Annotated in this window: 7 protein-coding genes and 1 tRNA gene; 2 read left to right on the top strand and 6 right to left on the bottom strand. The window is 71.6% G+C overall.

Annotated features, from left to right (window positions below; all coding sequences use genetic code 11):
• Window positions 1-39: 39 nt before the first annotated feature.
• The 4 genes from ACIP98_RS16315 to ACIP98_RS16300 all read right to left on the bottom strand — a co-directional run bounded on the left by ACIP98_RS16315 (window position 40) and on the right by ACIP98_RS16300 (window position 4,280).
• Window positions 40-1,689: a long-chain fatty acid--CoA ligase gene (locus ACIP98_RS16315; protein ID WP_319663775.1), complete on the bottom strand. Its 1,650-nt coding sequence runs from the start codon at window positions 1,687-1,689 to the stop codon at window positions 40-42.
• A 78-nt stretch (window positions 1,690-1,767) separates the two neighbouring features.
• A complete protein-coding gene (locus ACIP98_RS16310; RefSeq protein ID WP_401976400.1) occupies window positions 1,768-2,295 on the bottom strand; it encodes a SigE family RNA polymerase sigma factor in 528 nt (175 codons plus the stop codon).
• Between the two features lie 199 nt (window positions 2,296-2,494).
• Window positions 2,495-3,487 (bottom strand): DUF1906 domain-containing protein, encoded by a 993-nt coding sequence (locus ACIP98_RS16305; RefSeq protein WP_319663773.1) that lies wholly within the window; start codon window positions 3,485-3,487, stop codon window positions 2,495-2,497.
• Window positions 3,488-3,974: 487 nt separating this feature from the next.
• Window positions 3,975-4,280: a hypothetical protein gene (locus tag ACIP98_RS16300; protein WP_319663772.1), complete on the bottom strand. Its 306-nt coding sequence runs from the start codon at window positions 4,278-4,280 to the stop codon at window positions 3,975-3,977.
• Window positions 4,281-4,713: 433 nt separating this feature from the next.
• Here ACIP98_RS16300 and ACIP98_RS16295 point away from each other — a divergent pair, with 433 nt between their 5' ends.
• Together ACIP98_RS16295 and ACIP98_RS16290 are read left to right on the top strand one after the other, a co-directional pair.
• The gene (locus ACIP98_RS16295) at window positions 4,714-6,183 is read left to right on the top strand and encodes a multicopper oxidase family protein (RefSeq protein ID WP_401976398.1); all 1,470 of its coding nucleotides are present in this window, start codon (window positions 4,714-4,716) and stop codon (window positions 6,181-6,183) included.
• A 29-nt stretch (window positions 6,184-6,212) separates the two neighbouring features.
• A complete protein-coding gene (locus ACIP98_RS16290) occupies window positions 6,213-8,318 on the top strand; it encodes a SpoIIE family protein phosphatase (protein WP_319663770.1) in 2,106 nt (701 codons plus the stop codon).
• Window positions 8,319-9,310: 992 nt separating this feature from the next.
• Here ACIP98_RS16290 and ACIP98_RS16285 read toward each other — a convergent pair.
• Both ACIP98_RS16285 and ACIP98_RS16280 read right to left on the bottom strand, forming a co-directional pair.
• Window positions 9,311-12,295, bottom strand: a complete 2,985-nt coding sequence (locus ACIP98_RS16285) for a hypothetical protein (protein WP_401976395.1) — start codon at window positions 12,293-12,295, stop codon at window positions 9,311-9,313.
• A 985-nt stretch (window positions 12,296-13,280) separates the two neighbouring features.
• Window positions 13,281-13,367: transfer RNA gene (locus ACIP98_RS16280), tRNA-Ser, on the bottom strand.
• Between the last annotated feature and the right edge of the window lie 32 nt (window positions 13,368-13,399).

Genomic DNA, 13,399 nt, shown 5'->3' with positions numbered 1-13,399 from the left:
CCCCGGCACGCGACCGGGGGCCTCCTGGGATACGGACTGTCAGCCGAGCCGGGTGACGTCCAGCTCGCCGGCCGCGTACTGCTTGCGCAGCACCTTCTTGTCGAACTTGCCGACCGAGGTCTTCGGCACGGCCGAGATGACCGCCCACCGCTCCGGCAGCTGCCAGCGCGCGATGTGCTCGCCGAGGAACGCGCGCAGTTCCTCGTAGCCGATCTGGAAGCCGTCCTTGAGCACGACGGTGGCCAGCGGGCGCTCGCCCCACCGGTCGTCGGGCACCGCGACGACGGCCGCCTCCGCGACGGCCGGGTGCGCCATGAGCACGTTCTCCAGCTCGACGGAGGAGATCCACTCGCCGCCGGACTTGATGACGTCCTTGGCGCGGTCGGTGAGGGTCAGATAGCCGTCGTACGTGATCGTGCCGACGTCGCCGGTGCGCAGCCACCCGTCCTCGCTGAACTTGTCCTCGGGGCGCAGCGGTTCGGCGCCGGCGCCGCCGTAGTACGCCGCGGCGACCCACGGCCCGCGCACCTCCAGCTCGCCCGCGGACTCCCCGTCCCAGGGCAGGACCTCCCCGGCGGGGCCGACCAGGCGGGCCTCGACGGAGGCGGGGAAGCGGCCCTGGGTGATGCGGTACGGCCACTCCTCCTCTGCGGTGAGGCCGGCCGGCGGGTGGGCCATGGTGCCCAGCGGCGAGGTCTCGGTCATGCCCCAGGCGTGGCGGAGCCGGACGCCCAGCTTGTCGTACGCCTCCATCAGGGAGGGCGGGCAGGCGGAGCCGCCGATGGTGACCTGCCGCATGCTGCTGATGTCCCGCGGGTTGACGGCGAGTTCGGCCAGCAGGCCCTGCCAGATGGTCGGTACGGCGGCGGCGTGGGTGGGGCGCTCGGTGGCGATCATCTCGGCGAGCGGGCCGGGCTGCAGGAAGCGGTCGGGCATCAGCATGTTGATGCCGGTCATGAAGGTGGCGTGCGGCAGGCCCCAGGCGTTGACGTGGAACTGCGGCACGACGACCAGGGTGGTGTCACGGTCGGTCAGGCCCATCGACTCGGTCATGTTGACCTGCATGGAGTGCAGGTAGATCGAGCGGTGCGAGAACAGGACGCCCTTGGGGTCGCCGGTGGTCCCGGAGGTGTAGCACATGGCCGCGGCCGAACGCTCGTCCAGCTCGGGCCAGTCGTAGGTGTCGGGACGGCCCTCGAGGAGGGACTCGTACGCGTGCAGGGCGGGGCGGCAGCCCTCCAGCGGAGCGGTGTCGCCGGGACCGACCACCACGACGTGCTCGACCGACTCCATCGCCGGGAGCAGCGGGGCGAGCAGCGGGATCAGCGTGCCGTTGACGAGGATGACGCGGTCGGCGGCGTGGTTGGCGATGAAGACCAACTGGTCGGCGGGCAGCCGCAGGTTGAGCGTGTGCAGGATCGCGCCCATGGAGGGGATGGCGAGGTAGGCCTCGACATGCTCGGCGTTGTTCCACATGAGGGTGGCGACCCGCTCGTCACGGCCCACCCCGAGCTCGTCGCGCAGCGCCCCGGCCAGGCGGGCGGCGCGGGCCCCGATCTCGGCGAACGAGCGGCGGTGCGGCTCGCCTTCGCCGGTCCAGGTGGTGACCCGCGACCTGCCGTGCACGGTCGTGCCGTGGGTCAGGATCCGTGAGACCAGCAAGGGCACGTCCTGCATTGTGCTCAGCACCGGGCGCCTCCTCATCGAAGCGGCTACGCGAGGGTAGGTGGGTGCTGCGATTCTGGTGTCATACCGCGCGGTATGTCACTACCCCGGGAGCAATTCGGGGTCCTGCCGCAATTTGCCCAGGGCGCGGGAGACGGCGCTCTTGACGGTGCCGACCGAGACGCCGAGTGCCTCGGCGGTCTGGACCTCGCTCATGTCCTCGTAGTACCGCAGCACGACCATGACCCGCTGGCGTGCCGGGAGGCGGGATATCGCGCGCAGCATGGCGTCGCGCTGGGCCTGCTGCTCGGCCTCGTCGTGGCCGGGCAGCGCCGCCGGGCCGTACGGCTCGGGCAGGTCGTCGGTGGCGTACTCCTCGACGCGGCGCTTGCGCCACTGCGAGGTACGGGTGTTGACCAGGGTGCGGCGGACGTAGCCGTCGACCGCGCGGTGGTCGTCGATCCGGTCCCACGCCAGGTACGTCTTGGTCAGGGCGGTCTGCAGCAGGTCCTCGGCGTCGCTCGGGTTGGCGGTGAGCGAGCGCGCGGTCCGCAGCAGGGCCGGGCCCCTGGCCTGCACGTAGCGGGTGAACTGTGCCTGCGAGGCGCTGGTGCACACGGGCGTGGTCATGACTCCACGCTAGGAGCGCGGCCCGGTCCCGCGGATCCGCCGCAGGTGCCGGAGCGGGATCACCCTGAAGTCGTACGAGGGGGGTCCGCCCCACCTCCGGAGGACGGAGACCGGCGCCGCCGCCCCTACGGGGTCACCCCGCAGGGGCGGCATGGCGCGTCCTCCGCGGCACGTCAGCCGCGGCGTCCCGTGCGGCGCGTCATCTGACGACGGCCACGGGACCGTCCAGGCGGTTGCGGTCGATCGCCAGCCGCTTGCCGCCGTGCTTCTCGCGGACGGCTCCCGAGTACTGGTGGATGCGGTTGCCGTCCCAGGCGTCGGGGCGCAGCACCGGTTCGCTGCGGAGGGCCGGCTTGCCCTTCCAGCGGGCGAACCACACGGCCTCGGGCAGGTCGTCGACGCCCTGCCGGCGGGCCCGCTCGATGTGCCGGATGCCGGACTCCGAGCTGCTGTACAGGCCGGGCAGGTAGCCGTTGTCGCTGACCTGGCGGTCCCAGGCCCGGATGAAGTCCAGGGTCTGGTCGGCGCAGCGGGCCTTGCCCGCGCGGTACGCCTCCATGTCGAGGTACAGCGCGCTGCCGGGTTCGAAGCCGAGGTCGGAGGCGGCGCGCACGGCGTCCCAGCCCTCGCTGTCGCCCTGGCCCTCGGGGTCGTCCGGGTCGATCCGGTAGTTGCGCAGGTGCTTGCCCCGCACGCAGGGCGACTGCGAACCGACGTAGATCGGCATGATGCGCCAGCCCATCCGGTGCACGGAACGGACCCAGTTGCGGTTGAGGTTGCGCTGGCTGCAGGCGCGGGCGCGGCCGCCGAAGTACACGCCGATGGCGCGGTACTTCGACTTCAGCCAGGCACGCATCGTGGCCAGGGAGGGGGCGCGGCAGGTGTCGAAGCCGTAGCCCTTGAAGTTCCGCCGCTCGGGCGCGGCTCCCTCGGCCTCCTCGCCGCCGTAGGCGTCGTACGGCATGAGCAGTCCGGACAGATCCGGGCCGAGGTCGTACCCGCTCAGTGCGTCGCCGGGATCCGTGTCGCCGCCCGGTGCCAGTGCCGACGCCGCGGCGGGCGTGAGCGAGGCGGGGCGGGAAGCGGCGAGCCGGGGGACGGCGCCCTCCGCGGAGACCGGTCCGGTCAGCAGACAGGCGAGCACCAGCCCCACGATCGTCACATATCGGATGATCGGCTTGTGTTCGTGCATGGGTCGAGTGAAAGGGCGCGGCACCCCGCGGGACGGTGCGCCACGCCCGGGAGTCAGCCGTACGCAGCAACGCGGGCGCCGTGATCTCCGGGACGGCCGCAGGGCCGCCCGACCGGTCCGCCGCACCGGGCGGCATCCTCCCGGCCGGCTCCCTCGCACCTGCCCTGACCGGGACATTCACCGCACCGAGGGGCTGGCCGCCACGACTGCCCCGCGGTCCGCGCAGTCGTGCGGCGTCGCCGTGCACACCGTGCGGGCGCAGCTGACGGACTGGCCGCCGCCAGGGTTCACCGCTAGGCCCTGTCGTGGTGTCCACCCCGCTCCGGGCCCCGCTCCGGCCGGTACGGTGTCCCCGGCGTCGGAGCCGCGGCGCGTCTCGCGGCCGCCGCGTTGTCCACAACCTGTGGACACCCGAACGCGACTGCGCGACGGCAGTGAGGTTGCCGTCGCGCAGTCGCCCCTTGTCAGCGAGCCCCAGGGGCCCCGGTCACCACAGCGGACCGAAGTGGATGTTCACGTTCGACTGGTGGATCTCGGTGAACGCCGAGCCGACCACGCTCGCGTTGTTGTTCTGGTTGGACGCGCCCGCCCCGGTGGCGGCCTGCTGCGTCGTGGTCACGCTCCCGAAGTTGTCACGCCCCACGCTGCCACCGCTGTTGCTCACCACGGTCGCGTTGGAACCGCCGCCCGACAGGGCGCCGTTGTCGGCCACTGCCGTCCCGGCGAACAGTGCCGCGGCCAGCGGCAGCGAGGCCATCGCGGCCAGGACTCGGGCGGTACGGGTGCTTGCCATGTCTTTTCCCTCCAGAGGACTGGATGTGGGGTGTGCGGGGCGGTTGGCCGACCGCTCCGCCGGCTGTGCGACGTCGCCGCAACCAGAGTTGCCCAGCGCCCGAGCCGCCAACCAGGCCCTCCGGTCCATTTCGCTCGCAAGCGTGACGATCTATCGACAAACCTCCAAGGTCATCCTCATTCACTGCATCAGCCCCATGAGAGGGCGTACTGCCCGGACCCGGCAGGTGACGAAACGTTCATCCACGACTTTCGGCCAACCTGCGGCCGGCCCCGGGGCGGCGGCTTCCGCGAGGGCCGGGAGTGCTGCCGTTGGGGCGGATGGCGCGCCGGGGGGCGTGGCGCGCCGCGGAGCCGCAGGCGGCCCTCCTTAGGCTCCGTCTGACGATCCGCGCGTGGGCCCGCTGCGCCGCACGGCTTCCCCAGGGAGAGATGTGACTCGGTCCCGATCCGCCGCGGCCCGGCTCGCCACCGGCCTGGCACTCGCCCTCGCCTGGCTCGCCGGGTGCGGCCACGGCCTGTCCGGAACCGGCCCGCAGGGCGGTCCCGCCTCCCCGGCCGTCGCGGGCCCGCGCCTGCAGGACCCGCCCGAACTGGTGAGCCACGACGGACTCCTCAGGGCCACCGTCATCGTGGAGCGGCGCAAGGTCCGGGTCGGCGACCGCCGGCTGTGGGCGACCACGTACAACGGCATGTACATGCCTCCGACGCTGCGGGTGCGGCCCGGCGACCGCATCGACCTCACCATGATCAACCGGATCGACGAGGACACCAACCTGCACGTCCACGGGCTCCACGTCTCACCGCGCAGCCCGTCGGACGACATCTTCCTCGCCATCAAGGACAACCGCTCGTACCACTACGTGTACCGGCTGCCGCGGAACCATCCCACCGGCACCTACTGGTACCACTCGCACGCCGACATGATGTCCGCCGCCCAGGTCGCCGGCGGCGAGTCGGGCGTCATCGTCGTCGAAGGCCTGCGGCAGTACCTGCCGCCGTCCCTGCGCGGCATCACCGAGCACACGATCGCGCTCAAGGACTTCCAGGTCGAGGGCGACGCGATCAAGACCCACCCGCTGAGCATCGGAGCCGTCACCAACCGCACGGTCAACGGCCAGGAGAACCCCGTCATCGGCATCCGGCCCGGCGAGACCCAGCTGTGGCGCCTGGCCAACATCGGCGCCAACATCTACTACAAGCTGCACCTGCCCGGGCACCGCTTCCACGTGATCGCCCAGGACGGCCACCCCGTCCGGCGGGTCTGGGCCGCGGACACCCTGGTCATCGCCGCCGGCGCGCGCTACGACGTCCTGGTCCGGGGCGGTTCTCCCGGCACCACCCGCCTGGAGACCCTGGCGTACGACACCGGCAAGGCCGGAAACCGGTTCCCGCGCGCCGATCTGGCCACCCTCGTCACCGCCGGCACCCCTGTCAGGCCGGCCGCGCTCCCGAGCGCCTTCGCCCCGAACGAGGACCTGTCCCACGCCACGATCGCAGCCCGCAAGACCGTGGTCTTCACCGAGAACACGGCGGGCACCGTCTTCTACATCAACGGGCGGACCTACGACCCGAGGCGCAACGACTTCACCTCCGTGCTCGGCACCGTCGAGGAGTGGACGGTCCGCAACGACAGCGACGAGGAGCACTCGTTCCACGTCCACACCAACCAGTTCCAGCTGATGAGCACCAACGGCAGGCCTCACCCGCCGTCACGCCGCTGGTTCGACACGGTCAACGTGCCCGCCCGCGGCAGCGTCGTGGTACGCATCGCCTTCCAGGACTTCACCGGGCGAACCGTCCTGCACTGCCACATCCTGAACCATGAGGACATGGGCATGATGGCCGTCCTCGACATCGTCCGCCCCTCAGGCCGGAGCCGGGGCGAGTCGCGGGGCAAGTAGTGCCCGGCTCCGGCGGGAAGGACGACCACGTGGCACCCGGCGACCCGGCCCCGCCGATGGGCGAGGCGGAGGAGGCGATGGTCAACGCCCTCTTCACCCAGTCGCCGGTGGGGCTGCACCTGCTCGACACCGACCTGCGCGTGGTGCGGGTCAACACGGCGACCACCGCCATGCGGGGCGTGCCGCCCACGTCCCTGATCGGCCACCGGTTCGCCGACTCCTACGACATCATCGACGCGGAACGGCACGAGGCCGCGGTCCGCGAGGTGCTGGAGACCGGCACGCCGCTGCGCGAGCGCCTGGTGCGGGCCCGCCGCAAGGGCGGCACGGCGTCGCCCGGGTACTACGCGATGTCGGTGTTCCGGCTGGCCAACCCGGGCGGCCAGGTGCTGGGACTCGCCGTGTCGGTCGTCGACGTCACCCGCCGGGAACGGGCGATCGAACGGCTGCGGGTCCTGGACGCGGTGCGCGAACGGGTGGGCCGCACCATGGACTCCGTGGTGACCTGCGACGAGCTGGTCGGCACCCTCGTCCCGGAGTACGCCGAGGTGGCCGTCGTGGAGCTGGTGGACGCCGTGCTCCGCGGCGACGATCCCCCGCTCTCCCCGTTCCCCACGGGCGTGCCCCTGCTGCGGGCCGCCTACCGCAACAGCCGCGGGCCCGACCAGGTGCAGGCGCATCCGGTGGGCGCCGTGCTCACCCTGCCCGGGCCGACGCCGTTCACCCGGGCCCTGGCCGACCTGCGGCCCCGGGTGATCACCCTGGACTCCGAGCCCCCGTGGCTGACCACCGACCCCGCCCGTGCCGAAGCCGTCCTCGCGGGCGGGGCGTGCTCGCTCATGGTCGTCCCGCTGGCACTGCACGGCAGGGTCCTCGGCCTCGTCAGCCTCTACCGCGAACAGGACGTCGAGCCGTACGACGAGGACGACATCGAACTCGCCCTCCAACTGGCCGACCACACCGCCCTGTGCATCGACAACGCGCGGCGCTTCACCCGCGAGCACACCATCGCCTCCACCGTCCAGCGCCATCTGATGCCGCACCGGCCCGCCACGCACACCGCCCTGGAGACGGCGTACGTTCCTACCGCCACGAACGGCGCGGGCTCCTGGTACGACACCATCTCGCTGTCCGCCGCGCGCACCGCCCTGGTCATCGGCAACGTCGCCGGGCACGGCATCCACGCCACCGCCACGATGGGCCAACTGCGCACCGTCATCAGGTCGCTGGCCGCCTTCGACCTGCCGCCCGACGAACTCCTCGCCCGTCTCAACGACACGGCCACTCTGCTGGCCGCCGAGCGCGCGTCCCTGCCGTCCGGCGACCCCCTGCACCGCGAGGCGCTGAGCGCCGCCTGCGTGTACGCCGTCTACGACCCGCTGACCCGGATGTGCACCGTCGCCCGCGCCGGTCACCTCGCCCCGGTCGTCGCACGGCCCGACGGCACCGTGGAGATCCCCGACATCCCGGTCGGCCCGCCGCTGGGCGTCACCAGCGGCTCGCCGTTCACCGCGGGCGACGTGGCGCTGGAGGAGGGCAGCGTCCTGGCCCTGTCCAGCTCGCCCGTCGTCGCGGCCCACCTCGCGGGATGCCCCGGGCTGATCTGCGGACCCGCCGGGACCGCCGGCCCCCGCGCGGACGGCGAGCGGCCCCTCGCGGACCTCTGCGACGACGTCCTCTACTCCCTCCCCGTGGACCTGGCCGGGCGGGCCGGTGCCCTCCTCCTCGCCCGCACCCGGCCCTTCCCCGCCGACCGGGTGGCCTCCTGGGAGCTCCAGGCCGACCCCGCCGCGGTCGCCGCCGCGCGCCACCTCGCCGGCGAACAGCTCGCGGCCTGGGGGATCGAGGGGGACACCGTCTTCAGTACCGAACTGATCGTCAGCGAGCTCGTCACCAACGCCATCCGCCACGGCGCCCCACCGCTCGCGCTGCGCCTCATCAACGACCGCACCCTCACCTGCGAGGTCCGCGACGCCGGCCCCGCCGCCCCGCGCCTCCGCCACGCCCGCACCGTCGACGAGGGCGGCCGCGGCCTGTTCATCACCGCGCAGCTGGCCCAGGTCTGGGGCACCCGCTACGACGCGGAGGGCAAGACCATCTGGACGGAGCAGCCCCTGCCGTCCCGCCCGTCCTGACCGGATCCGGCCCAGGCGGCGTCGCCGCCGAAAGGACGGGACGGAACCGTTCGCTCCCGTCAGGGACCGCACCGCCGCAGGCGCCGGCGCCCCTCACCGCGGACCGACGTGCCCGGTACGGGCATCCACGGCCGACTCGTCCCCCGGACCGGCGCGCCGTGCGGGCCTGTTCACCGCGATGTGCTGTACACGCCACCGAACCGCCAGCATGCACCAGCACAGGGAGCCACACCCCCGCGTGTCGCACCCCACGTGAATGCATCTTCCAGAAGCAGGCGTGCCCTGCTGGCAGCATCCACCGCCACCGCCGCGGCAATGCTGAGCATGGTGCCCGCCGCCGCGAGCGCGCAGAGCCCGGCTGCCGGGCCGACCATCGCCTACACCACCAGCACGCACGACGCGAACGACGCGATCGCCCTCGAGGTGGCCGTGGCCCCGTCCACGCCCGTCCAGTCGCTCGCCGCGACCATCACCCTGCAGGACGGCACAGCCGTGGGAACCATCCCGGCCGAGGCGTTCCACCAGGTGGGCACGGATGCGGGGCAATGTCCTGTGGCTGGGGACGGGGATGGTGATGCGGTAGGTGCCGTCGTCGGCGACGACGGCTCCGGCGTCACCGATGGAGCCGGAATTCGTTCTGGCGAAGATGCGCTTCCCGGCGAGGGGCTCGGTCAGGGTGCCGTCGGGATGGATCCGGGTCACCTTGCCGGACACGGTGACCGACTGGTGGCGCCAGTCGCGGGGGGTTCGGTTCGATCACCTCGTCGTCGAACCAGACATGTCTGTGTACAGATGCAGGGCTGGACGGTGGTGTACCACTGGCCGCTCGGGGTGCTCCTGCCCCCACCGCATGATGCCGCGCCACGGGGCACGGTTTGGCTCCTCCACTGGAGGACGGGCCGACGGGACCTCGGAACGCGTGGAGCTCCCCGGCCACCGCGTGGGGGTCGGGGAACTCCATGGCTTCCGGGCTGGTCGTCCGGATCAACGGGTCAGCGGGTGACCATGACCGCGTCCAGGTGGACGGTGGAGCGTCCTGCCGCGCTGCCGGACAGCACCTTCAACTGCACCTTGTGGCTGGTGATCTTCGAACCGAGCGTGTACGTGAACACCACCTTCCGGTACCCCGTCGTCGAGGCGTAGGTGTTCACCGTGCCCACGGTGACCCCGTCGACGAGCACTGCGAAGCGGCCGCCGTTCGACTTGCGGCTCGCCACGATCCGGAGTTTCGTACCGTCGCCGGTGAAGGACACCGTGGCGCCCTTCGCGGCGGACACCCGCTCGGTCTTCGCCCAGGCCGACGTCACCGACGCCGACGTCCAGGTCCCCTTGTAGGTCAGCGTCGAGGACCGGTCGTCGATCGGCACGCCGGTCGCGGCCGCCGCGCTCCACACCCCTGTCTGACCGGCGTCGTCGTGAGCGCGTGCGTAGAAGCGGTACGTCAGACCGGGCTTCGGCGTGACCAGGCTGCCGGAGGCGCCGAACCCCGCCGACTTGCCCGTGGTGCGGGTGCGCCACGTCTGGAGCGGACCGAGCGTCCACGTGCCCTTACTGTCGCGGGTGGCGACCCGCCAGCCGATGTCGTACGACGTCACACCCGCCGTCTTCGCCGCCCAGCCGACCGGGATCACCGCGCCAGCCGACGCGTCACTGGCCAGGGTGGGCGAGGTGACGGACGCGGCGGGAACGTTCCTGCGCAGGGCGATTGTGCCGCTGAGGCTGGCCGCCGGCTCGCCGGTCACCGTGTCCGTCACGGCGAGCGTCCAGGTGTAAGCGCCCTCGGCGGCCGACGCACCCGCCGTGTTCTTGCCGTTCCAGACCGGGGCGACCTTCCCGCCGGAGACCGTCCCGGTCAGGGTACGTACCGTGGTGCTGCCGGACTTGAGGGTCAGTGTCCAGTTCACCGGCCGGTCGTACGTCCACGTGGGCGCCCAGGTGTCGGACGAGCCGTCGCCGTTCGGGCTGAACCCGGCAGGGACGGTTGTGGCGGCGGAGGTGCGGGACGGGACGCCCGCCCACACAAGGTGGGTAACGCCGTCGTCCTCCATCCAGGCGGCCCACGGCGCCTCACGGTCCACCGCCCACCGCTCGGCGACAGCGGTGTTCGCCTTCGACGGAAGCGTGAACAGCGGCTGCGCGGTGGCACCCGTCACGTTCAGCACCCGGGCGCTCAGGGTGATGCCCGCGTCGGCGTTCTTCGTGAAGGTGTACAGGACGTCCGTGCCGAGGACCGGGGCCAGCACGGACGCGTCCACCGTCGTACGGCTGGTGGTGGTGCCCGTCTTGATCAACAGCCCCTCGTAGGAGGCGGCCCCGCACGTCGCCAACAGGATCCACGATCCGCGGACCTGGAGGCGTCCGGGCAGACAGTTCACCGTGGTGACCGTCGCCGTCGTGCCGGTCGCCAGATCGGTGCGCCGGACGGACCAGTTGGACGTGCCGTCCTTCTCCGAGGTGTAGAGGGCGCCGCCGTCCAGGGCCGAGCCGTCGGGCACACGCTCGCTCGCACCGGTCGCGACGGTATAGAGCAGCAGGGTGCCGTTGTAGGTGGTCGTCTTGTCCGACAGCAGGAAGTGCTCACCGTCGAAGTCCACGACGCGGTCCAGCGAGATGTCGCTCCGCTCCAGGGGCACGCCGGTCGGCGTCCCGTTGTCGTAGACCTGGTAAACGTTGCCCTGCTCGACCAGCACTCGGCGCCCGGCGGCGGCCAGCGTCTGGTGCACGGTGCCGGTCTCGTAGGCCAGGACGCGTGACGGCGTGGTCGCCGCGATCCCGGAAGGGCTGGCGGTGAGACGGGAAGAGAGCAATACACCAGTGGCGCGGTAGGAGTCGTCGGCGGTGTAGAGGGTGCCGCCGGACAAGGCCAGGGCGTCCAGGCGTGCCTGGCCTGCGGGGATCGTCGTGGCGTCGCCGTCGGCCGTGGAGACCCGGCCGTCGACGAGGGTCTGGATGGCCGCGTCCGTGTCCGGCCGGTACAGCGACGCGCGCATCCGGCCGTCGTCGCCCACCGATATGTCGCGGAACGTGCCGCCGATGTCGGTGGCGGCGGTGGAGCCGTCCCGGGACATCGCGTACAGCTCGTTACCGCTGGCGCTCCACACGTACCAGGCCAGGGTGTCGTCGCTGATCCAGCGGGCCTTGTCGGTAGGGAGAGTGACGGTCGCCGGATAGTCCTCGGGCGCGGATCGCCGCCACTCGGTCAAGGTCGCCCCGTCGATGACGCCGAAGTGGGAGGGGGTGAACTCCAGGCCCTGCGGCAGCTCATCGGTGCTCGGCTCGGCGACGGTGACCGTCGTGCCAGTGGCGAAGTCGACGTAGACGATCCGGTGATCCCAGTAGGGCGCGGTCCGTCGCAGGACCAACGCGCCTTCGGCGTCCGACGCCAGCACCTCGTACTGCTCGTCGTCCGACAGCAGGGTGCGATCACCCTCGGAGGTGCGCAGCACCAGGCGCACGCTGTACGCCGAATCGTCGTTGTAATAGGCCTGTTGCACGAGGATGCCGTCGCCGGCCTGGGCCCGGTACCGCTCGTCGGGCGAGTTGCCGAGCCTGTCGTAGGCGACGGCGAGCGTCTCCCGGGCACCTGTGTCGAAGTGGCGCAGGGTCACATGGTCGGCGAGGTCGCCGTTGGGATTGGTCGAGGTCGCGATCGCCACCACCGATCCCTGCACGGACACCGCATCAGGGTGGGCGTATTCGGCGTTGTCGGCCAATGCCCCGAGATCCTGCGGGGCGCCGCCCGCCACGGACAGCCAGCCGTGGGGCAGCCTGTCGGCGGACGTTCCCTGCTGCCAGACGACCGCCTGACCGGACCCCGACACCTGGTCGGCCGGCGGTACGGACGTGGTCCGCGCCGGCAGCGAGGCCGTCACCCCGGTGGTGGCCGCGGCGGCGGGAAGTAGCGCGACCGACCCGGTGATGGCCAGCGCGCCCGCCACGGCCGCGGACAGGACGACGTGACGCGTACGTGAGGGCATGGGCCGCTTTCCTCCTGAACGTAAGGGCGGGATCATCGCACACAGGCCAAAGGCATATGCACCCAGGTAGGAGGCGATGGCTTCGTCACGATGCGGTTCGGCCCCACCCGTTTCGACGAACACCGGCGAGCGCGCGTACCCGGTGCAGGGGTGGGCGGTGGCGGAGGCAATGGACCAGGCCACGATCTGCGCGACTTGTTCTCGGGTACGCGGCGCGAACGACAGGTGTCCCGTGGCCTTGGTATGGCCGTAGACGGCGAGCACCGCGTCCGCGTCCTCAGAGACGAGTTCTCGCGGATCAAGGCGTAAGCCGGAACATCTGATCGAATACACCCTCGGCATGTATGCCCACGCTCGCAGGTACCGTCAGCCCTGGTTGCCGGCGGGGTGAGGCAGAAGGGCGGGGCTGGCGTGCTGGGGCGGGCTGTTGCTTCCCTTTCCTGGGGCGTCATCGCCCTCATCTTCCTGGGCGTCACGGCGTATGCGGTTGCATCCGGAGCACTGGGACTGGGCTTGGCTGGGACGCCAGAGAGCGTCCGAATCGTGACATGCGACGAGAAATTCGAATGGCGATCCGGTAGCCGTGTCGAGTGCACTGGGGACCTGGTGCAGCCGGAAACCGCTGCCGGGTCGTCCCATGTGACGGTGCGCTTGAGGAGCCGACCCGGGCAGGTGATCGAGGTGGTCAAAGGCCCAGTAGGTTCATGGATTCCAATCGAACATGGTCCCGTGGCATGGGCCACAAAGGTGCTCGTGAGCTTGCTTCCGCTGGCACCCGCAGCGCTCTGCTGCTGGTTGGCTGTGCGTGCAGCGAGAACATCGGGACAGTTAGCGGCAGCCAGCGGTCGCTAGCGTCGAGTCCGTGCCCCTGACGTGCCCGATCAGGCGGCAAACCGCGGGGAACCACGGTGCCATCGCGCACGAAGAAGGGGCGCCCCCGTGTCTTGGGGCACCCCTTCTGTCCAGCGCCTTCGCCGGCCTGTTGCGGAGAGTGTGGGATTTGAACCCACGGTGACATCGCTGCCACGACGGTTTTCAAGACCGTTCCCTTAGGCCGCTCGGGCAACTCTCCCCGCGCCGCTCCCCGGACCTGGGGCGGCGGCG

Source organism: Streptomyces sp. NPDC088354, assembly GCF_044753585.1.
Taxonomy (GTDB): Bacteria; Actinomycetota; Actinomycetes; order Streptomycetales; family Streptomycetaceae; genus Actinacidiphila.
This window is presented reverse-complemented; position numbering and strand designations above follow the sequence as displayed.

Coding starts and splice junctions, on each gene's coding strand:
- ACIP98_RS16300 (WP_319663772.1), bottom strand. CDS start 4,280: ATGGCAAGCACCCGTACCGCCCGAGTCCTGGCCGCGATGGCCTCGCTG.
- ACIP98_RS16310 (WP_401976400.1), bottom strand. CDS start 2,295: ATGACCACGCCCGTGTGCACCAGCGCCTCGCAGGCACAGTTCACCCGC.
- ACIP98_RS16305 (WP_319663773.1), bottom strand. CDS start 3,487: ATGCACGAACACAAGCCGATCATCCGATATGTGACGATCGTGGGGCTG.
- ACIP98_RS16285 (WP_401976395.1), bottom strand. CDS start 12,295: ATGCCCTCACGTACGCGTCACGTCGTCCTGTCCGCGGCCGTGGCGGGC.